The following is a 20,671-nucleotide window of genomic DNA, read 5'->3' as shown; positions in this document are numbered from 1 at the left end:
GTCATTAGTTCACTAACAAATGACCAATGACAAATGACAATTGACTGTTACTTGCTTTGTTGCCAAGCCAAAACTTTTTCTGTTTCTGCCAAGGCTGGACTTATGCCAAACCAACGCCCCACAGGATCGCGATATTCAAACAGATACATGCTTCTTAATAAGCTCTGATAGTCAGACTCACCCTTAACTCTCTGTTGCTGTACCACTTCAAACAATAATTCCCACTGGGACTCATCAATAGCTAATAGCAGATCGTCGCGGTAGTCCTTAATCACTGCTTCTAAGCAATCCCTAGAAAAAGGGGGATCTTGTCGTTGCAGGCAGCTATAAAGTAAGCCTAATAAGTTACGAATGTGACCACCGCTAACACGACATAGACGATCCAAGGTTTGGGAGTGATCGAATAATTCTGTAATTAATAAAAGTCTGCTATTCAAAGGAACTTCTGGAAAAGCTCTAGCTAGAACTAACTGGCGTACTAGTGACATCCCTGGTTCGTAGTCACTGCCATCTCTTTGCCGCACTAATACCATCGGCAGTACTTTTGGTGCAATCCCTCCCCCCAAACGATTTTTTAGTGTCTCATACTCATTGGAGAAAATTAACGTTAGGGGAATTGTGTAAACTAGGTGGCATTTAAGTCGGCGTAACTGTTCGCCTCGGTCGATGAAAAGATATTCTGGTTGCGATCGCCCGGATGCTAAGGGACGCATATCCACTCGATCCAAATTATCTACAATCACTACCAGTCCTTTTTGACCTCTTAGCTTTAGCTGTTCAACAGCCTTTTCTAAAATTTCTTCGTTAATCGCTTGCAAAATACTATTGGTTCGTGGTTCCAGATATTGCCTCAGCTGATTCCGCATCTGGTTGCTATCTTTGGTTTTGGCGGTAATTTTGGCAATACCCAAGGACAACTCTGCTTGTCCAGAAAGCTCTATGGGGCTTTGCAAAAAATCGCCTACTTCTTTAAACAAATTGGTAAAGTAACCAGGTTTGAGTTTGATGCTAATCCCTTCTAAACTGGCACTGACTTGACGGGCTACACTCAGCAAAATATCGCTGATATCAATATCTGCCATGTCTAAGTCTTGACTGGACTCAAAATAAACCACATGAAATCCTGCCAATTCTAGTTCTGTCTTGAGGCGCTGCAATTCCGTTGACTTACCGCAGCCTATATGACCCGTAAATAACTGACAGGTTGGCTCGTCAGGAGAAATACGAACGATCGTTCGTTGCAATTCTTCGACAATCTTGCAACCACGTACATCAGCAAAATCTATGTAATACTGCCGATCTAGTACGTTACTTATATTTAGCGTGTAGCTAGGGTTACATGCTTTATAAAAACGTGACAGATTTAATGTCGTTTTCATGTATGTAGAGGTTTATGTAGATGCAGTTTGGTTTGGATTTTTTATACAATTAATCCTGATCTAGGATGTAGACACAGGATTAACTCGCAAGGTGGTAGTGTCTTGCAAAAGACAGCACTTGTTGCCAGATTACTGTCAGTAGTATGTTAAAGATTTAATTGACCCTAATAGCGAATGGGACTAAGATAATGCAAACCCATTATCTGCAAAGCTTTTGGGTGTGGGGTGTAGGGTGTGGGGTATAGTGACGTTCGCGCCAGCGTTGCGTAGCAAAGAAATTTTTTTATGTTCGCACTTATTTTTAATTTTCTTGATTTTTTCCGAACCTACACCCTATCCCCTATACCCATGTCTGGCAAGGATTTCATCTTTGATTCGTACCATTCGATCCCTCAATCTTTAAGCATATCTGTCCTTTTTACACCTGCTATTGAGGTTTTGACAATCTCTCGCTTCTGTTTGGCCTGCCACAAAATTATATGGCTTAGGAAGTAAGTAAAAAAAGCTACAAAATTTCATGCTCTCAGTTTGGATAGCTAATGAGTCTAACTAGTATGAATTATAGCAAGGTATACAGAGATCCAGGAATACTTATGTATCATTTCACATTCTATTTGTCAAGAAGGCAAAATCCCATACATCTCAATTAATATTTTGTAATCTTTAAGGAAAAATCTTCAAAAATAACTTGTCAAAAAGACTAGAGTCAGTTAAAAATGGACACCGTAAACTTTAAATAGGAATAATGACTACCGCCATAATCCTTGTGTAGTTACTGTAAAGTGTTACTAAAAATAAAAAAGTCTTGAGGAGAGCGGTTAAAAAATGCCAACAGTGTTTACTGAAATTAATAATGATACGAGCTTGTCAAGGAATTTAGATTGCAACCAAAAAGGGGTGTGAATGGCTGGCATAATATCAGTTTCCCGCACGCATCTAGCCCAGCGTCGTCAGAAATTGCGTCGGCAGCGGCGGATGAGAATTATTCAAGCTATTTGGCGAACCTTTGCCATTACTGGTTTGGCGGGTGGATTGTTGTGGGTGGCAGTCCAACCAGTGTGGATGCTAAAGGCTCCCAAACAAATAGTGATGAAATCAGGCAATAAATTATTGTCGGATCAAACAACTCAGTCATTGTTGGTGCTGTCTTACCCTCAGTCTTTGTGGCGGATTGAACCGTCGGCGATCGCTAACTCTTTGAAGAAACAACCAACTATTGCCCAAGCGATCGTCAGACGACGCCTGTTTCCTCCTGGATTAATCATTGAAATCCAAGAACGAGTACCTGTAGCGGTAACTCAAACACGTGGCAACAAAAAAGTAACAATCGGCTTACTAGATGCAAGTGGGGCCTGGATGCCTTTAGAAAAATATACATCATTGAATCCCACTAAAAAATTACCCAATCTCAGAGTAATTGGTTCGCCAAATCAATACTGCCTTTACTGGACTCAACTCCATGAAGCTGTGAGCCAAAGTCCCGTGAAAGTTATAGAAATTGATTGCCAAAATCCAACAAATTTAATTTTGAAAACAGAATTAGGAAACGTGCATCTTGGTGTGCCAGGCCCCCAGTTATCTGAACAAATTAAGGTACTCGCCCAAATGCGCCATTTAACAACAAAATTTAATTCCGGTCAAATAGAGTATATTGATCTAAAAAATCCCGATTTTCCATTAGTACAGATGAACCAAAAAGACCAAAAATTAACTCCCAAAATCCCTAAAAACATTTAGCAAGTTTATTATTTTGATAGCTCCTAGTAAATAAAGAAGCTTTATGCTGATAAATATATGTATTATTTTCAGTTTTCCAGCAAATCGCACGGAAATCGGCATTAACTTCTAATTAAAATGAAAAGATCAATCATAAAATCTTTATTGGGAGTAACAGACCCTTACTTGTTACCCTAACATCTAATAGTAGGGTGCAAGATGTCAGACAATCTAATGATGGTCTATGGCGTACAAAACGCCTTGTGTCCATACATTCTTTGACTAAACCCAGTGCAAAAACGAGAAAGTTGCTTGAGCTTTTAATTCAGATTCAGACTCGTGAGCAGAGGGCACTAATGAGAACGGTTTACGCCGCCATTCAAGTGTAGAGGCAAAAAGGCTCTGACTTTGGTCTGTTGAGGACACTTCCAAAGACAGTTTACCGAAGTTTCAATCTGTAACGAAAAATGCCACCCCAAAGTTGCGTAAGCATTGCTTCTGGGCAATAAGTTTGGACTGCTCTGTGCTGTAATTCCTATTAGGTGACCAAAGAAGGCAGAGGGCAGGAGGCAGAAGGCAGAAGGCAGGAGGAAAGAATTTATTTTCCCTCTGCAAGCGAGGGTTTCAGAGCAAGTAAATTTATTTATGAAAAAAGGTAAAAAATGTATTTCAGCGAGTAGGCGCAAAAAAATACAGCGCTCAATTGTTAAATCCCCTAAATTTATTTATGGGGATTCCCTCCAGCAAGAACTGCCTTCTCTTCGAGACGCTACGCGAACGTCCTCCTGCCTCCTTAAGAAATCTCTTAGGAAATCTTGATTTGTTGGCCGCACTAGTGAGGATTCTTGTAGGATAGACTATTGCTCCAACAAAGTGTCCATTGAGACCACCCAAACAACAAATTAATCAGGTATAGTCTGACAAGTAAATTCTTGCTTAGTTTAACCTTAAGGATAAGTAAGTAGAAGGTAAATTTTGTGTCTAAAGTTGCAATCATCCCCAATGGTGAAACCTATTAACAATATTATTATTGAGGCAGAGAAGATACGCTGTAGTGTGTCTTTACAAGTTATGCCCGCCGCTGAGAATAATGAAGAGATTAATGTCTGGTTGAAGTTATACAGGTCAGTTTTAGATAAATATAGGTATACTTCTCTAGAATTGGCTGTGCGATCGGCTGTGTTAACAGCTTATCCCATAGCAAATTTTCGCACTGCCAATTCTGTTAGGCTTGGCAGTAGTGAAAACAATAAAGAACAACGCCATAGTATTGTGGCATTGTCAAACTAAAGTTGACTCTTAGGTGAATAACACCTGAAAAAGTCGTTTATCTACCCTTTCACAAATCCAATGACACTTGATAATAACCAAGAACTTAACTATAAAAATTCCCAATCTACGGGACAGCCGGGGTTCTCTCTGGCAGTTAACTCGACCAATCCCTTTAATAACTCTGGACTGAACTTCGGGCAAAATCACGATAATAAGAAAATTTCTCCAGAAAATAGCCGAATTGGCGAGATTGTTCCTGGTCGGGTCGCCAACATCAAAGTAATTGGTGTCGGTGGTGGTGGTGGCAATGCTGTTAACCGCATGATCGAGTCTGATGTCTCTGGGGTAGAGTTTTGGTCAATTAACACTGATGCCCAAGCTCTTACCTTAGCTGGTGCTCCAAGTCGATTGCAAATTGGACAGAAGCTAACACGGGGTTTAGGAGCAGGTGGTAATCCTGCTATCGGTCAAAAAGCAGCTGAGGAATCACGAGACGAAATTGCTACAGCTTTAGAGGGTGCAGATTTAGTATTTATCACTGCTGGTATGGGGGGTGGTACTGGGACAGGTGCAGCACCAATCGTGGCAGAAGTGGCCAAAGAAATGGGCGCTCTCACTGTTGGTGTAGTCACACGTCCATTTGTTTTTGAGGGACGCCGCCGCACCAGTCAAGCAGAACAAGGTATTGAAGGACTAAAAAGTAGAGTAGATACACTGATCATTATCCCTAACAACAAACTGCTGGAAGTGATCCCCGAACAAACGCCTGTGCAAGAAGCTTTTCGCTATGCAGATGATGTGCTGCGTCAAGGGGTGCAAGGTATTTCTGATATCATCACAATCCCCGGTTTGGTAAATGTTGACTTTGCTGATGTCCGAGCAGTTATGGCAGATGCGGGTTCGGCATTGATGGGAATAGGCGTTAGCTCTGGAAAATCCAGAGCTAGAGAAGCAGCGATCGCAGCTATTTCTTCACCATTACTAGAGTGTTCTATTGAAGGCGCCAGGGGAGTTGTATTTAATATCACAGGTGGTACTGACCTGACTTTGCATGAAGTGAATGCAGCCGCAGAAGCAATCTATGAAGTAGTTGATCCCAATGCCAATATTATTTTTGGGGCTGTAATTGATGACAGGCTTCAAGGTGAGGTAAGAATTACTGTAATTGCTACCGGATTTACAGGTGAAGTGCAAGCTGCGGTACAACAAAGTGTAGCTAACGTTCGAGTAGCACCTAATACCTCGAAGCGTCCAACAACACAGCAACCCCCTGTTAATCCCCCAACCTCAACTCCAAGTTCAACTCCAACTCCAACTCCAATTCCAGAACCAAAAGAAAAACCTGGATTAGATATACCTGATTTTCTGAGAAACCGACGTACACCAAGGAATTAAAAGATTTTGGATTTGAGATTTTAGATTAACTTAGCAGTCTCAGGTCAAGCTGAACGCTGTATAAAATCTGCTACTTCCACCAGGGTTTTACCAAGGGCAGGGATAAGCAATCTTTTGCCATCCCCAATTTTGCCAATTGGTAAAAAAACTTGTCAACGCTACTTTATAGAATGAATTTGGGCATGTCAGAAAGAAGTCTGTTTGCTGAAGAATAGGACATCAAACTAAAAAATAAATGTAAATTATTTTTGGATTTTTAGTGTCTGTTCAATCCATTGAATAACCTGATGACCAAGGCGAGTACCATCTAGGCGGTCAATCTCACGAATGCCGGTAGGACTAGTGACGTTAACTTCAGTTAGGTAGCCACCGATAACGTCAATACCGACAAAAATTAAGCCGTCTTGGCGTAAACGTTCGGCTACTTGGGTACAAATTTCATACTCTCTTGGGGTAATTTCGGTTCGAGCAACTGTACCACCAGTTGCCATATTATTGCGAAAATCAGTTCCACTAGAGAGGCGATTGAGCGCACCAATTGGTTCACCATTGAGCAGGATAATTCGTTTATCTCCTTCTTTTGCCTGTGGTAAATAGGTTTGTACCATTACTGGCACTTTACCTTGGAGGGTACTGAGTTCAACAATAGAGTTAAAATTGCGATCGCCTGATTGCAAAAACAAAATTCCTTCGCCAGCTTTGTTACCCAATGGTTTGAGAACTGCTGCCCCCTTTGCTTCCACAAATTGCCGGATAAATTGCTTATCAGCACTGACAATCGTTTCAGGAATCGCTTTAGTAAACTGGAGGGCGTACATTTTTTCATTTGCCCCTCGGATGCCACTGGCACTGTTAATCACCAGGGTTTTATTTTGGTCAATGTAATCGAGAATGTAGGTGGCATATAGGTAAGAATCATTGACAGGTGGATCTGTCCGCATAAATACGGCGTCCATTGTCTCTAAAGAAGTTAAGGAGGAATCGCTCAACTTATACCAAGGATTCGCCGCTACCCAGCGTCCCTCGACTAACTGTACTGGTACAAGTTCGACTCGCTGTAGGACAGCCCAAGCTTTGCCCTTTGCCACACTCAGCAGATTTGCTTGAGTCACCCAAACTTCGTGTCCCAGGATTTGCGCTGCTTCAATTAGGGCAACACTAGTATCATGACACGGGTCAAGTAGATGGATGGGATCAATGATAAAAGCCAGTTTCACCCTTTATACCTCAATCACCAAGAAATTAAATGGTTATTCAATTATTATCTCTTGATGCTCTCACCAATTGATGTACATGTGTACTGCTGAGTAGAACCTGGAGGGTAAAGTCTTGTGGACAGATTAGTTTTGTGAGGAAGCCCGTAGACAAGGCAGCGCGTTGTTTTTCTAGAGTTATAGCGACTTGCCGTGTAATTTGCAGTGGCTTGTCGCTAGCGCAATACCTTCTGAACCTATACGCTATTGCTAGAAGTTAGTAGCTCATCCAGCTTGCCTTGACTGTCTAAAGCGTGGATATCATCACAACCACCAACATGATCGTCGTTGATGAAAATTTGCGGTAAAGAACGGCGTCCATTTGCTCTTTGAGCCATTTTATTTCTGGCTGCTTCATCTCCATCAATGCTGTATTCGATAAATTCAACTCCCTTGTTCTTCAGCAAGCTTTTAGCACGAATGCAAAACGGGCAAGTCCTCCAAGTGTAAATTTCTACTTTTGCAGCCATGATGTCCTCAACTTGATTTAATACTTTTTAATTTTAGAGCTTTTTAAGGAGGCAGGAGGACGTTCGCGTAGCGTCTCGAAGAGAAGGCAGTTCTTGCTGGAGGGAATCCCCATAAATAAATTTAGGGGATTTAACAATTGAGCGCTGTATTTTTTGGCGCCTACTCGCTGAAATACATTTTTTACCTTTTTTCATAAATAAATTTATTTGCTCTGAAACCCTCGCTTGCAGAGGGAAAATAAATTCTTTCCTCCTGCCTCCAGCAAGAACTGCCCTCTGCCTTCTTTGGTCACTGACTGTGGCTGCTTTATCTCTTCATAACCTAATCTACAGAAGCCGTTGATGTAAGTAGGCAAAAATAAATAAATAAAAGTAGTGTTAAGTAATGTAAAAAATATTGATATTAGTTTGTAGTGTACCCCTTTGGAGAGGCAAGTACAGAAAAATACCATTAATCAATTGTTCTAGCACGTCTTTTATAAAATTGTCATTCAGCAAATTCCACATAACCCTATAAAGCTTGAGTAAAGTAGAAATATATATTATTTTCAATAGAAAATGCCATAGTTACTATTAACTACGGCATTTTAAACTAGCAATTAAAAATTTATTTCAGTATTTACTGGGAGTCAACAGCGTATTCAATCAGCTTGGCAAGGCGCTGACGTAGGGTTTCTAATCCCAAGCGCTGACTGGCTGAAATAAATACCGCTAGGGGAAATTCTTCTCTAGCTAGAGCTAGTGTCTCACTATTGGCTCGATCGATTTTGTTAAAAACAACTAGTGCTGGGCCAGGAGTTATTGGCATTTGTGCCAAAATTTCTCTGACTGAGCGAATATGACGCAACCAAGCAGGATGAGACAAATCTACCAAATGTAGTAGGGCATCGGCTTCTGTAACTTCCTCTAAGGTGGCGCGGAAGGCATCCATTAACGATGCAGGCAGTTCGTGTATAAACCCTACTGTATCTGTAATCAGAATTTCCTGATGTTCATTTGTTTCGCCATAAGGAATCGTCAGGCGGCGGGTGGTAGGATCGAGAGTGGCAAATAACTGGTCGGCTGTATAAACTTCTGCATTAGTGAGAGCATTCAGCAAAGTGGACTTACCAGCGTTGGTATATCCAACTAAAGCGACTGAAGGAACTTCTCGATGCTGTCTTCGTTGCCGTAACCGCGAACGATGGGCTTGCAACTGGTTCACTTCTTTTTGCAGTCGGGAAATACGCTGCCCAATGGCACGGCGTTCAGTTTCCAGTTTGGTTTCACCAGGGCCACGAGTCCCAATACCACCACCCAATCGGGACATGGTGCGACCTCTACCAGCCAGTCGCGGCTGCATATATTCTAACTGTGCTAGTTCTACTTGCAACTTACCGGCACGAGATTGAGCGCGTTGGGCAAAGATATCTAAAATTACTTCGGTACGATCAACTACCCGGATACCAATTTGCATTTCTAAGTTGCGGACTTGGGAGGGTGAAAGGTCGCGGTCGAAGACAACGAGGTTGACTCCTAGTGTTTGGGCAGTTAGGGCAATTTCTTGCACCTTACCTTCGCCAACTACCGTCTGGGGATGAACGCGCGATCGCTTTTGTTGTATTGTCTGTAATACATCTCCCCCAGCAGTATCAACTAACCGTGCCAATTCTAGTAGGGTGTCTTGGAATTGTAGGGGAGTCATCTCACTCGTCATCAGCCCCACAATCAGCACGCGATCGTGGTCAGCATCTACTTCCTGGGCGATAAATTCGCGCTGGAATTCCGCTTCCAGATTTTCCACCAAGTCTACTAAATCCTGGTCTGCCAAATCATCCAAATCCATAGGTGGCGATATATTCCAACTTGGAGATTGGATTTGGCTCTCCTCTACCTTGAGAGCAGCAGGACTAGTAATCAGGGTGCGAGACTCTTGGGGTGTCAAATGAGCTAGATAAGCTTCTTTGACATATCCAGTCACACCGCCTCCCCGCCGTGTAAATCCGGTTCCGGTAATATTTAGGACAACTAGGGCATCTAAGCGTTGCAGTGCCATAGCCGTAAGCGCCGCTTCGTTGGGCGGTTCTGGCTTGAGATGGGTGGCAATACAACGAATACCACTGAGTCGTTCTGCACCGTAACGGGGCAATTCCATCGGTGGTATTTGCGTTTGACGCGGTGTGCCTACCCCGACGCGAATCACTTGTCCGCGACGGTTGATGTAGGCACACACAGGCTGATTGACTTCTGTGCTAATTGCTGCCATACGCTGGGAAAACTCAGGCGTGGTGATGCGATCGCCTGGTATGCGCTGGTGATACAGCCGCTGTAGTTGCTTCAGCTGGCTGGACTTCAGACCTTGGAGATTTCCAAAAATAGTTTCTATAGGCGTTTATGACCAGTTAAATGGCCCCCCGAATCCTTATATGTCTATTTTACAACAGGGTTTAGGCTCCTATCTCTCTCCTTTGAGGGATGCGTTAGTAATTTGTTCACGGTGGGTATTTATTTGAAGCGATTTTGGTGGTAATAACTCACAAATCGAGCAATGGTAACAACACGCGCCGCTTCCGAACAAAATTTAAGGATCTATTTCACCAGTTTGTTGAAATGCAAAATTGATAATAGTTTCACTTAGCCTAATTCCACGAGCAATCATTCTATCAATTGCTTGTTTAATATCAATAGGGTATCCTTCTCGCTGTGCACGCAACAAAATACCGATAGTACCTGTAACAGAAAGACCGCTTAACCTGGCAACTCGTCTACCAGCTGCTTCATCAATGCAAACAGTCTGGATATTTTCATTGAGCGCAAGTTGGATAACAGAAGCTTCTCCTAAATCTAAAGAATTAAGTAAGAATGGAGAAATATTAGTTAAGGGTATTTGCGATTTTTGTAGCCAATCGGCATCCTCAAATTCACTTACCGCAAATCCGCTTGCACCTCCAGCAAGTATTTATTGACAAACTTCAAAGGGAACCAAAACCTGAGTATACAAAGATTGAAGAATTCTTAAATCTCCTATTGCCGCTATTCTAGAAATAATGGGTGCTGTGTTGATAACAATTATATTAGTTTCAAGCATTCGCTAAATCAGATACAAGTTCCTCTTCTGTTAAATCAATCATCGCCACACTATAACGGTGTAAATTAAGTAAAAAAGTCACTCTATCTATACCTGCTAATTGTGCGGCTAAACCAGAAGAAATGCGTTTCATTTCAAATAGTTTAACTGCCATCGCCATTTTTGCTTCTTGTTCAAACTGTTCTCGCGTTTGCTGTAAGGCATCTGGTAAAGTTTCTGGATAGTCAATTTTAAGTTGTGACATGATTTTTATCAGGATGTTCGCTTTTAATTTCAGTCTTGATAAAGTCTTTCGTCTTCTGGTGCGTAGCCGTTCAAAAAAGCATCATGGCTACGAATGCTTTCGGGTTCTTCCACATGAATTATGTTTTCATTCTCAGTTTCCCAATCTTCACCATCTAAAACTGAGAATTCTGTTAATTCGGGATCGTTCAAAAAATCTTCGGCTGTGGCGGCGATAAAAGGTTCTAGTATTTTGTGACGTTCTGCCAAAAATAGGCTAACAATTTCTTTGAGAGATAACTGTTTTTGCTCTTGCGCGTTTTCTGACATCTGATTTGTGTTCCTGAAGATGGATTAACTTTATATTTAGTAATGTATCATATCGCTTTTCATTTTCAGTTGAAGTGTGAAGGCGATCGCTACTAATAAATTATTCAATATTAACTAAATAGTAGACAATGATAGTAATTTCTTTTAATCAGTGTCTCTAAATAATTAACTTTAACAAAATTTAAAAAAAATTAATTATCTTGTATATAAATTTTACTACTAATATTCCAAATACTACTATTATTAGTAGTAGTATTTGGAATATTTCAAATACAATAATTCGGATATAATTAATTTTGTAGAAACCAGGGTCATTTTTCACAGCTTGTTTAAAGGAGTTGATCGCTTCTTTGTAATGTCCTAACTTCCTTAGTATATGGCTTTTTTCGTACCAAGCATTGTGGTAGTCAGGTTTAAATTTCAGTGCTTGGTTATAGGATACGATTGCTTCTTTATTGCGTCCTAAACTGCCTAGCACATAGCCTCGATTGTACCAAGCTTTGTAGTAATCAGGTTTAAATATTAGTGCTTGGTCATAGGATGCAATCGCTTCTTCATTGCGTCTTAATTTGCGTAATCTAATGCCCCGATTGTACCAAGCTTTGTAGTAATCAGGTTTAAATATTAGTGCTTGGTCATAGGCTACGATCGCTTCTTCATTGCTTCCTAAAATGCCTAGTACAATGCCCCGATTGTTCCAAGCTGTGTGGTGATCAGGTTTAAATATTAGTGCTTGGTCATAGGATGCAATCGCTTCTTGATAGCATCCTGAATTGCCTAGCGCAATGCCCCGATTGTTCCAAGCTTGGTGGTAATCAGGTTTAAATTTAACTGCTTGGTTATAGGATGCGATCGCTTCTTCATTGCGTCCTAATTTGCGTAGCACATTGCCCCGATTGTTCCAAACTTGGTGGTAATCAGGTTTAAACTTAAGTGCTTGATCGTAGGACGCCATGGCTTCTTTATAGTGTCCTAATTTGTGTAGCGCATAGCCACGATTGTACCAAGCTTCGTAGTAATCTTGTTTAATTTCCAGTGCTTTGTTGTAGGAAGTGATCGCGGCTTTAAATTCATCAGCAGAATGTAACAACCTACCCCGTTCACGTAGTAAACTAGCCTTGAGACTTTTTGCTTGGTGTTCTTCTGCAAGCAAGTCTTGAATTTCTAGCATTTTCTCTATCTTTTTGTCTGGGCTGAGTTTAAAATATTCCTCATAGTCTGTTTCATTTAGTAGGCGAAATGACTCTTTATTTACTACTTCTGGCGTTATAGGTAATTCAAAAACCCCAGAACGCCAATCAAAAAAATCTGGGGCGCGATGAATAAAATAGTTGATCGAAAATGACCGCAAAAGAAAAACAAAGGTAATTGGGAAATCATCCCTAAAGCGTTCTCGTTGTTGGTTTAAGTGGTTTAAAATATGCGGAACACTGGTTAAATTACTAAATTGTCCTTCTGTAATTTCCCCAAAACTTCTTTTTTCATACTTATATAAAGAATATTCCAGACCTTTAATTAATAAAATATCAACTTGCTTGTCTTTAACAAACTCTGCCACGGGCTGATATAAATTGTCAATCGACTCGACAAAGCGTAAAACTTCAATCTTCTTCTGCGGAATCTCCTGGGGAAGTTTGACAATGAACTTGTCTGCTTCCGCAGGTGTAGATTGGACAAAAAACAAACCAAATCCTGATTTACGCTTCAGTGCGCGAAGCAAGTCTTGATAAGCCTCTTCTGGTTCTGGGGGTAAATCATCATCCCAATCACTTAAATTTGGGTTCATGAAAGTTTTGCTACGGCTTCTTTAAATTCTGGAATTCCTTGAATCAATGGATGAATATCATACCAACGCTGCATCTCTCCATCATCATTAAAATATCGGTATTCTAAAAGACAGCGATTATACATCAAACTCCGATACAAGTCATCATTAACAATGCGCTTAGAACAAGACACTTTCGCTAACAGATCCCATTGATGATTTTCCACTGCGCGGCGATAAGTATCTCTGGCTTGAGTAATTGCTCGTCGTACCGCCTTTTCCGAAACAGGTAATTCTTCAGTGCGTCCAATGGCATCTTGAGTTAACAATAGCAAATTCCTCACATGACCTCCACTCATCAAACAAAGTCTGTCTAAGGTTTGGGGACTATCAAAAATTTCCTTCTCTAGTGATAGTTCCGGTGCAATTTGCCGGACTCGCTTGTTAATTACTTCCTTAACTTTCTTGAGTCCTGGCTGATAAATGTCTCCCTTGAGAGTATTTACCATAATCATCGGCAAAATTTGGGGGTCGCCGTAGATATCTCTAAGGTCTGTTGCCCTGGTAGAATAGACCATTGAAATGGGGACAGTGTAAATCAAATGGCAATCTAAAGCTTGGAGTTGTTCGCTGCGGTCTAAAAAGACTTCCTCATAGTTAGTGCGTTCTCCTTCTTTGACTAACACCATCCGGTCTAAGTTATCGACAATTACCGCCAGTTGAGTTTTACCTGTAGGTAAGTTCTTTTTTGCATCCACCAGGAACTCATTCAACACCTGAATTAAAGTGACAGTGTAAGGATCAATTTTTTGGCGAATCTTCTGGCGTAATTCAGGAACAGCTCTTAAATTTGCGGTCAACTTGGCGAATTGAGCAAGCTGGGCTTCTACTTCCAGACTCTCAAACTCTATGGGAGTCTGCGCCAAATCTTTTAAATCTTCCCAACGACTTTTTAACCAGTTAAGTATCGGACGAGGACTGGCAATTTCTTTTAAATCTTTGAGCAAACGGCGGGTACAGGCGAGGAGAATATCTGTATATTGGGCATCTTCAGAATCGATATCCTCTTCATCAGCCGCAAAATACACAACATAAAATTGGCGATTTTCTAAATACTTCTTTAACTTAAGTAATTCTGTAGACTTCCCCGCACCCCGATGACCAGAATACAATTGGCAAGTATTTGTATTTGCTAGTCGCATTCGATTTCCCAACTCTTGCTCAATATCCGCATCTCCCCGCACATCCTGACAATCTACATATTTTGGATCACCTGCGGGTAAGGGTTCAAAGGGGTTAAAGGCGTTGTAGAGGTTTGAGAGTAAGTCAGTACTATAGGACTCATATTTGATTTTTGAAAAAAACTCAGTACACTTTATTCCTTCTTAAGAGTCCCCAGTCCCCAGTCCCCAGTCCCTAGTCTCTACAAGTAATTCAGGAATCAAATCGGATTGCTATATTAACCATAGGTAAAAAATATAGCAATGATGCTTATAATAATCGAGATTATAGAGAATTTAGATGCGTTCATCTAGTTCAAAGACTCGTTAACGGAGTTCAAAGGTGGATTCATCCAGTTCAAAGACTCGTTAACGGAGTTCAAAGGTGGATTCATCCAGTTCAAAGACTCGTTAACGGAGTTCAAAGGTGGATTCATCTAGTTCAAAGACTCGTCAACGAGTTCAGAGGTGGATGAACGCACCTCAAATACTCGTCAGCAAAAAATTACTACGAGATGGGAAAATCTTTACTTCCCTGTTCTTACAAAAGAGAAACTGGGGTTAGAGTCTTTCGCCAGTGCATCACTGCTGTTTGTAATTCTTTCGACAACCAGCGATCAAATTGGGGATAAACTGGCAAACGGGGTATCAATTCCCACCCCGCAGGCTGTAAAATTTCTCTTAATGCCTGTTCTTGAACATGAGGATAATCGGGATTCACTTCATCTTTTGGCCCAATTCCGCCCAAATCTCGCGCACCAGCTTCGATACAAGCGAGTAACCATCGGTCATCTTTAACTAAATTCGGCGGAATTTGAATAGTAATATCTGGCGGTAAAATCTGACGCGCCCTGAAAATTACTTCTGGTAACTGATGAGGGTCAAAAGGTGGTGCATCAAAGGTTTGCTGATATCCTGGACTATGAGGTTGCAGGATAACTTCTTGAATGTGGTGATAACGTTGATGCAGTTGAGATATAGCTATTAATGTTTCCCACCAATCATCAACTGTTTCCCCAATTCCCAACAGTAACCCAGTTGTAAAGGGAATCTGCAACTCTCCCGCCCATTGCAATTGCTGTAAACGAACTTCTGGTAATTTACTCGGTGCGTGCCGATGTACACTATTAAACAATGTTGGTGTTAACTGTTCCAACATCAGCCCCATCGAAACATTCACACGCTTGAGCTTTTGCATTTCTTCAAAACTCAGTGGCCCCGCGTTTGTATGAGGTAAAAACCCCATTGAAAGCGCTAATTCACACAAATCATAAATTCGTCCAAACCACGCCTGACGCTTTGGCGAATGAGGATGCACTTCACCGCTAAGTATAAGAATTTCACAGACTTTTTCGCTTTGAAGTGGTTTTAAAATACTGTCTGCATCTGAAAGACTCATCCAGGGACTTTTACCTGGTTCGCTGCGAAAGTTGCAGTAACTACACCGATTAAAGCACTCGTAAGTAGGAACGATTGTATAAGCAGGGCTATAGGTGACAAGACGAGAATTATTAATTGGCATAAGCAGAATAAATTTGCTCTTAGTAAGCAGCCCCAGACTTATTTTAAGGGCTGGAGACGCTGACTACAAACCTTTAATTATTCACGCCCACTTATTTATTAGATAAACAAGAACTATTTTGCTTGGTAAATTTCTGGTAACTGCCACCAAGCAACATGGGGATACTCGTGATGTTCCTCGTGGTAGCCGAAATGATAGCACGTGATAAATGACCACCAAATTGGACGGCTAATCGTTTGGGCATAGTGAGGCTGAATATACCCTGTGATTGGTTCGCTATGTGGAAGGAAAGTACCAAAATAAAATAATTGGAATGAACTTAGAAGTGAAGGAAGCACCCAAAAAGTTATTAGATTAGCATGGGGTATATGAAGAATGCGATTAGCAAATTGATAGATAAGAGTTAGAGCAATAATTTGTCCCCAACTCCAGTAACCTTTCATAAAATGGAAATACCAAGCAAAGAAGTTTTTGTGTTTACCATTATGAAAATCTGGGTCTATTGGAGTTGCTGGATTTTGGTGGTGTAACCAATGCTTATTCAATAATTTTTTATATGGTAAAAGACCATAAAGAGATAGGGTTAATCTCCCAACAAGATGATTAATTTTGCTGTTTTGGGGAAACACTACCCCATGCATAGCATCATGAGATGTAATAAATAATCCCGTATATAAAAATGTTTGCCAAGCTATGCTAGGCAATAGCATCCAAAATTGTAATTTTGAGATGTTAAGGGCAAGTAATAAACTCAAGCTAATCACCCATGCACTAACAATGACAAGAGCGATGAAAAGTCCTTGAAACTGAGATTGACTTTTCACTACTGGAGTCAGTTTTATTTGATAACTGGGTGGTTGTTCTAATTGAATCACGCTTTTACTCCGCCTAGTATTCAGGTGAAAACTCCTAAAATATAGTCACCACAAAAAGCACTAACCACCAGCCAGAAAACTTTATTAGTGGTAAGTGTTTTGCATTGGATAGTGCTAACACTTTAAGATGTTTATAAATATTAAGATACTTGAACTATTATTACACATACAACCTCCATACCAACAACTGTTTTTGGTATAGGGATTGGGCTAAGTAAGTAATAGTACTGCGGATTCTAGTACTTATAAAAACTAGTGTTTTTAATATGGGGCTTTTTAAACAGCCGAAGTCTGGGAAAAAGGCGGTAACATAATTAGCGGCAAGAGTTGGGAATGAAGTGGAGTATTCGTGTATGATGCTGTAGCTGTTGAGATCCCAAACTAATGTAGGCTAGAAAGCGATCGCTCCAAAGTTCAGACTGAGGATTAAACCTCGACTCTAAGGATGAGATTTTCAAGCTTTTCAGCAAACACTTTGAAATTAGCGAAATAGTATTTATATTGTCAAAAAAATCTAATGTAAATTAGAAAACTTATTGGTTTTTCTTATCTAAACTAATAAAGATAAAATAATAAATATGGCTCCTAGTAAGCTAAAAATCTGGAGCCACCTACTACAAGAGAATGCTCATAATTACTCGCATTCTCGTTTAGTCACATAGTGGCGGTAGCGAAACATTGCTTCTAATTGCGCTTGCACTAGCCAACCACTGATAAATTCAACTGCTCCTCCACCAGGCATAGAGAAGGAAATAGCGTCAGTTAATTTGGTTTTGCCATTTTCCGGTTCAAATTCATGTCGATGTACCCAAGATTCAAAGGGGCCAGATATCTGTTCGTCGGTAAACAGGCGATATTTTTCACATTCAGTATGACGGGCTAACCAAGTTAAGGGTAATGGGCCGAGAAACAAGCGAAATTCGGTGATAGCGCCCACGTTTAACCCTCCCTCACGACGAACCACTTGGACTGGCTGCCAAGGTGGATTCAACAGTTGCAAAATATCTGGCCTTTCGTGAAATTTCCAAACTACTTCTGGTGAGGTATTAATTACTGAGGAATGTTTAAAGTGCAGCATGGAAAGAAAAACCTAAAATTTAGCTTTCAGATTCGGTATCAATTTCGATATCTAGGGTATCTTCATCAACCCGCACATACAAAATATTTGGGTTACAACAAACTTGACAATCTTCAACGTAAGATTGCTGTCCTCCAGCACTCAAATCAATAAAAGTTAAGTTCGGTTCGCCGCAATAGGCGCAGTAATACTCAGCTGTGTTTTGCATCAAGTTTTCAGCTATGAATTCAATGGCTGTAATTCTTTTGGGGATGGATTGATATAACTCTTAGCATCAGCCAAATGTTTTAGTAGTGTAGACTGTGGCAGAGGCCCTTGCAAGTGGCTCCACGGTAATACTTGTTCTGTTGACCATTCGGCGTGGACGTAGAAATCTAAGTCGGGGATTTGCCCTTTGAGTTGCTTGAAAGCACGTTTGTAGCTACCCAAGGAATCGCCAAAGTCACGAGTAAGTTCGAGAAGCTGGGACACTCTGCGATCGCCTCTCGATAACAAAGCTTGTATAATCGACCAATTATAGCTTTCTGGACGAAACTCTATCCCCTGTGGTTTTAGCTGTTTTTGCAAAAACTGCAACCGCTTTTCGGCTTGGCGATTCACCCCAAACCATTGAAACGGCGTATGTGCTTTGGGTACAAAGGTGCTGCATCCGTATGTTAAGCGTAATCCCGGTGCAGCTTTTTTGATATTACGCATCATTACCACGGTTTGCTCTAAATCTTCTGCTTCTTCACCAGGAATTCCTGCCATTCCATAGAGTTTCAAGCTTTTTAAGCCACCAGCTTTGGCATTTATGGCTGCTTGGATGATTTCATCGTTATGCAGCTTTTTGTTGACGATTTGCCGGATTTTCTCAGAACCACTTTCTACTGCAATGGTAAGCGATCGCGTGTCTCGTTTTGTCAAAGTTTCTGCTAACTGGACTGTTACAGTATTAGTTCGGACTGAGGCAATACTGAGACGGACATCATCATACTTTGGCTGACTAATATAGTCTAGCAAAGCCTCAAATTCTGGATGTTGAGTGACTGAAGCCCCCAATAATCCTAACCGATTTGTGACTTCTAAACCTCTTTCAATGGCTGGAATTAATGAATTTTCCAGACTAGCTGTTCTAAAAGGTAACGTGAGATAACTCGCTAAACAAAAGCGGCACATTTCTGGGCAACTTCTCACCACTTCCACCATGTAAATATTTTCCCATGCCGCTTTTTCGGTGACTACAGTAGAAGCCGATAGGGTATTTCCTCTGTAAGTTTGCTTTTGCACCACTGCAGGAATTTCGGAAGAAATTGGTTTAATAGACTTTACTTCACCATCTTTTGTGTGATATTCCACCTGATACAAACTTGGTACATAAATTCCTGGTATTTGTGCAAGTCTTTTTAGTTGAGTTTGTCTTGAGGCATTTCTTACTTCTTTGTAAGCCTCAATAAAATTCCCTAACAGGGTTTCGCCATCCCCCAGCAAAATTACATCAAAAAAATCTGCAAAAGGTTCGGGGTTAGCAGTGAGAACGGGGCCACCACCAAAAATTATCGGATGAGAATCATCACGAGAGGTTCCTCGAATTGGAATATCTAAAGATTCCAGCAAATTTAAAATATTTACATAATCCAGTTCCCACGAAATAGAAAATCCCGCAATTTCCGGCGTTCTGGGGAGTTGTTCGTGAGTATCTGTAAACAGGCGACTTACCTGCACATCATCACGCATTGCCAAAGTTGCCCACACTACTTGATAGCCAAGGCTAGTGATACCTACGCTGTACTCGTTGGGAAAGGCGAAGATTATGGGGATAGCGTTAGTATCTGGGGTGGTGGGTGTAAATAGAAGGTGTTCAGAGTCAAATACAGATGATGTCACAGGTATTTATTAGAGGCAAGTTTATCTATATTTAATTTTAAGCCATAGAATAATTAAGTTAAAAATCAATGTTATGGCGTTAGCAAGAATAATTGGCAACGATTGTAAATAAATTCCATAGATTAACCACAAAAAAACACCACTTATGAATGTAATCAGCGTAACCAAAGAAACATCTTTTGCTGATTTTGTTTGCCAAGTTTTAAACATCTGTGGCAAAAAAGAGATTGTGGTTATTGTGGCGGCAGCTAATCCTAAAATTGTTATAAAATCCATGCGATGCAAACCTATAAAATAAAGTTTTCATTGGTTAAAAAACTTATAAACTGATTTTTATTATCCTGGATCAATGTCTTATATTTTACATTTTAACGTGAAGAAGAAAGTATAAAAAAGAAAAAGGGAAAAGAGTTTGACTCTGTTCCCTTCTCCTTTAAGCTCTACGCTAATCATTAAAGGATATGTGATTGACACTAGCAAAAGCGATTAATTAATTCTTCATGGGATAACTGCAATAGTAAAGGCGTAAAGTCTTCTGGTGATAGTTTGGCAAGTTAGTCGTGAATAAATCTGGTCATGTTAGTAGTTTGGTGATGCAAACCAGTTTATTTGCGATTGTCTGACGATTTTTTGAGATAAGCCTTAGCCCAAGCATATCGTTGTGAATCTTTTTTTAGTAAATATTCTGCTGCTTCGTGCCGTTTTTTCTCATCTTTTGTACTCCTGATTACTCGTTTCCTTTCAGCATCTATATCTTCAGGTTCAGCCCCACGGTCGATTGCTTGATCAAACCAATAATCTCCTTTTGGATAGTCACCTTTGTCATAATATATAGCACCCATTAAGGTATAAGGTTGATGACTATCAGGGTGATACTCCATAGCTTTTTTCGCACAAATCTCTGCATCAGCTAAGTTATCCATATCTCTGAATGCTGCACCTCTAGTAACTGAAATTGCTGACTTTAGCTTGCTTTCTCTGATTTTGCTTAAGTCTAAGTTAGTAAGTTTTAATGCCTGTTCAGGTTCATCTGCTTTGCGCCAATAACTACTAGCAGTGGGAATATCCCATTTATTTCCAGTGCGGTGAAATTCCTGTTCATAAAACTCTGCTTCTAGTCTGTAATACGCAAGAGCAATTTTCCCGCCAGGAGATAATAGTTCCTCTTCCATAAGCTGCAAAACCAACTTAGGATCTAGTCGTTCTTTTTTCTCTAATTTGACCATGATCGCATAAAATTG

20 protein-coding genes are annotated in these 20,671 nt (G+C 40.6%); 4 read left to right on the top strand and 16 right to left on the bottom strand.

The annotated features are described in order from the left end of the window. Nucleotides 1–47 precede the first annotated feature (47 nt). Nucleotides 48–1,379 carry a P-loop NTPase fold protein gene (locus tag V7K41_RS07550; RefSeq protein WP_334846899.1) on the bottom strand — a complete coding sequence of 444 codons (1,332 nt, stop codon included), beginning with the start codon at nt 1,377–1,379 and terminating at the stop codon, nt 48–50. A gap of 903 nt (nt 1,380–2,282) precedes the next feature. On the opposite strand from V7K41_RS07550, the gene V7K41_RS07545 reads away from it, so the two are divergent. From V7K41_RS07545 to ftsZ, 3 genes are all read left to right on the top strand, one after another. Further along, the gene (locus tag V7K41_RS07545) at nt 2,283–3,116 is read left to right on the top strand and encodes a cell division protein FtsQ/DivIB (RefSeq protein ID WP_334846897.1); all 834 of its coding nucleotides are present in this window, start codon (nt 2,283–2,285) and stop codon (nt 3,114–3,116) included. A 981-nt stretch (nt 3,117–4,097) separates the two neighbouring features. Further along, nucleotides 4,098–4,385, top strand: a complete 288-nt coding sequence (locus V7K41_RS07540) for a hypothetical protein (RefSeq protein WP_334846896.1) — start codon at nt 4,098–4,100, stop codon at nt 4,383–4,385. 60 nt (nt 4,386–4,445) lie between these two features. Continuing rightward, nucleotides 4,446–5,762, top strand: a complete 1,317-nt coding sequence (ftsZ, locus tag V7K41_RS07535) for a cell division protein FtsZ (RefSeq protein WP_334846894.1) — start codon at nt 4,446–4,448, stop codon at nt 5,760–5,762. 242 nt (nt 5,763–6,004) lie between these two features. On the opposite strand, the gene gshB is transcribed toward ftsZ, so the two are convergent. From gshB to V7K41_RS07465, 14 genes are all read right to left on the bottom strand, one after another. Next, nucleotides 6,005–6,979: a glutathione synthase gene (gene gshB / locus V7K41_RS07530; protein WP_334846893.1), complete on the bottom strand. Its 975-nt coding sequence runs from the start codon at nt 6,977–6,979 to the stop codon at nt 6,005–6,007. A gap of 233 nt (nt 6,980–7,212) precedes the next feature. Beyond that, complete coding sequence (grxC, locus tag V7K41_RS07525; protein WP_196512997.1) at nt 7,213–7,485, bottom strand: glutaredoxin 3; 273 nt, start codon at nt 7,483–7,485, stop codon at nt 7,213–7,215. 619 nt (nt 7,486–8,104) lie between these two features. Next, nucleotides 8,105–9,850, bottom strand: coding sequence for a GTPase HflX (gene hflX, locus V7K41_RS07520; RefSeq protein WP_334847100.1), 1,746 nt, complete (start codon nt 9,848–9,850; stop codon nt 8,105–8,107). A gap of 195 nt (nt 9,851–10,045) precedes the next feature. Next, complete coding sequence (locus tag V7K41_RS07515) at nt 10,046–10,189, bottom strand: DUF3368 domain-containing protein (protein ID WP_334847099.1); 144 nt, start codon at nt 10,187–10,189, stop codon at nt 10,046–10,048. Nucleotides 10,190–10,544: 355 nt separating this feature from the next. Then, nucleotides 10,545–10,799: a UPF0175 family protein gene (locus V7K41_RS07510; protein WP_334847097.1), complete on the bottom strand. Its 255-nt coding sequence runs from the start codon at nt 10,797–10,799 to the stop codon at nt 10,545–10,547. Between the two features lie 26 nt (nt 10,800–10,825). Then, nucleotides 10,826–11,104: a hypothetical protein gene (locus tag V7K41_RS07505; RefSeq protein WP_334846890.1), complete on the bottom strand. Its 279-nt coding sequence runs from the start codon at nt 11,102–11,104 to the stop codon at nt 10,826–10,828. A 181-nt stretch (nt 11,105–11,285) separates the two neighbouring features. Then, the gene (locus V7K41_RS07500; protein ID WP_334846888.1) at nt 11,286–12,890 is read right to left on the bottom strand and encodes a tetratricopeptide repeat protein; all 1,605 of its coding nucleotides are present in this window, start codon (nt 12,888–12,890) and stop codon (nt 11,286–11,288) included. Continuing rightward, on the bottom strand, nt 12,887–14,071 hold the full coding sequence (locus V7K41_RS07495) for an ATP-binding protein (protein ID WP_334846886.1): 1,185 nt from the start codon (nt 14,069–14,071) through the stop codon (nt 12,887–12,889). Before V7K41_RS07495 ends, V7K41_RS07500 begins: the two co-directional genes overlap by 4 nt. Before the next feature lie 559 nt (nt 14,072–14,630). Next, nucleotides 14,631–15,611 carry a 7,8-didemethyl-8-hydroxy-5-deazariboflavin synthase subunit CofG gene (cofG, locus tag V7K41_RS07490; RefSeq protein WP_334846885.1) on the bottom strand — a complete coding sequence of 327 codons (981 nt, stop codon included), beginning with the start codon at nt 15,609–15,611 and terminating at the stop codon, nt 14,631–14,633. 113 nt (nt 15,612–15,724) lie between these two features. Further along, entirely contained in the window at nt 15,725–16,486 is a 762-nt protein-coding gene (crtW, locus tag V7K41_RS07485) for a beta-carotene ketolase CrtW (protein WP_334846883.1), read from the bottom strand. Nucleotides 16,487–17,120: 634 nt separating this feature from the next. Further along, nucleotides 17,121–17,564, bottom strand: a complete 444-nt coding sequence (locus V7K41_RS07480) for an SRPBCC family protein (RefSeq protein WP_334846882.1) — start codon at nt 17,562–17,564, stop codon at nt 17,121–17,123. A 19-nt stretch (nt 17,565–17,583) separates the two neighbouring features. Further along, a complete protein-coding gene (locus V7K41_RS07475) occupies nt 17,584–17,772 on the bottom strand; it encodes a CPXCG motif-containing cysteine-rich protein (RefSeq protein ID WP_012411100.1) in 189 nt (62 codons plus the stop codon). 11 nt (nt 17,773–17,783) lie between these two features. Then, nucleotides 17,784–19,430: a B12-binding domain-containing radical SAM protein gene (locus V7K41_RS07470; RefSeq protein WP_334846880.1), complete on the bottom strand. Its 1,647-nt coding sequence runs from the start codon at nt 19,428–19,430 to the stop codon at nt 17,784–17,786. Between the two features lie 21 nt (nt 19,431–19,451). After that, a complete protein-coding gene (locus V7K41_RS07465; RefSeq protein ID WP_292862738.1) occupies nt 19,452–19,649 on the bottom strand; it encodes a SemiSWEET transporter in 198 nt (65 codons plus the stop codon). On the opposite strand from V7K41_RS07465, the gene V7K41_RS07460 reads away from it, so the two are divergent. Then, nucleotides 19,576–19,728 carry a hypothetical protein gene (locus V7K41_RS07460; RefSeq protein ID WP_334847113.1) on the top strand — a complete coding sequence of 51 codons (153 nt, stop codon included), beginning with the start codon at nt 19,576–19,578 and terminating at the stop codon, nt 19,726–19,728. The genes V7K41_RS07465 and V7K41_RS07460 overlap by 74 nt on opposite strands. 307 nt (nt 19,729–20,035) lie before the next feature. Here V7K41_RS07460 and V7K41_RS07455 read toward each other — a convergent pair whose 3' ends face one another. Further along, entirely contained in the window at nt 20,036–20,656 is a 621-nt protein-coding gene (locus V7K41_RS07455) for a hypothetical protein (RefSeq protein ID WP_334846878.1), read from the bottom strand. Nucleotides 20,657–20,671: the final 15 nt, after the last annotated feature.

The organism is Nostoc sp., from assembly GCF_036917415.1.
Classification (GTDB): Bacteria; Cyanobacteriota; Cyanobacteriia; order Cyanobacteriales; family Nostocaceae; genus Nostoc.
This window is presented reverse-complemented; position numbering and strand designations above follow the sequence as displayed.

Excerpts from the sequence above, each read along its gene's own strand:
- V7K41_RS07475 (WP_012411100.1), bottom strand. The coding sequence starts at position 17,772 with ATGCAAAACACAGCTGAGTATTACTGCGCCTATTGCGGCGAACCGAAC.
- cofG (WP_334846885.1), bottom strand. The coding sequence starts at position 15,611 with ATGCCAATTAATAATTCTCGTCTTGTCACCTATAGCCCTGCTTATACA.
- V7K41_RS07550 (WP_334846899.1), bottom strand. The coding sequence starts at position 1,379 with ATGAAAACGACATTAAATCTGTCACGTTTTTATAAAGCATGTAACCCT.
- V7K41_RS07455 (WP_334846878.1), bottom strand. The coding sequence starts at position 20,656 with ATGGTCAAATTAGAGAAAAAAGAACGACTAGATCCTAAGTTGGTTTTG.
- V7K41_RS07505 (WP_334846890.1), bottom strand. The coding sequence starts at position 11,104 with ATGTCAGAAAACGCGCAAGAGCAAAAACAGTTATCTCTCAAAGAAATT.
- ftsZ (WP_334846894.1), top strand. The coding sequence starts at position 4,446 with ATGACACTTGATAATAACCAAGAACTTAACTATAAAAATTCCCAATCT.
- V7K41_RS07500 (WP_334846888.1), bottom strand. The coding sequence starts at position 12,890 with ATGAACCCAAATTTAAGTGATTGGGATGATGATTTACCCCCAGAACCA.
- V7K41_RS07495 (WP_334846886.1), bottom strand. The coding sequence starts at position 14,071 with ATGCGACTAGCAAATACAAATACTTGCCAATTGTATTCTGGTCATCGG.
- V7K41_RS07545 (WP_334846897.1), top strand. The coding sequence starts at position 2,283 with ATGGCTGGCATAATATCAGTTTCCCGCACGCATCTAGCCCAGCGTCGT.
- V7K41_RS07460 (WP_334847113.1), top strand. The coding sequence starts at position 19,576 with ATGAATGTAATCAGCGTAACCAAAGAAACATCTTTTGCTGATTTTGTT.
- V7K41_RS07540 (WP_334846896.1), top strand. The coding sequence starts at position 4,098 with ATGGTGAAACCTATTAACAATATTATTATTGAGGCAGAGAAGATACGC.
- V7K41_RS07480 (WP_334846882.1), bottom strand. The coding sequence starts at position 17,564 with ATGCTGCACTTTAAACATTCCTCAGTAATTAATACCTCACCAGAAGTA.
- grxC (WP_196512997.1), bottom strand. The coding sequence starts at position 7,485 with ATGGCTGCAAAAGTAGAAATTTACACTTGGAGGACTTGCCCGTTTTGC.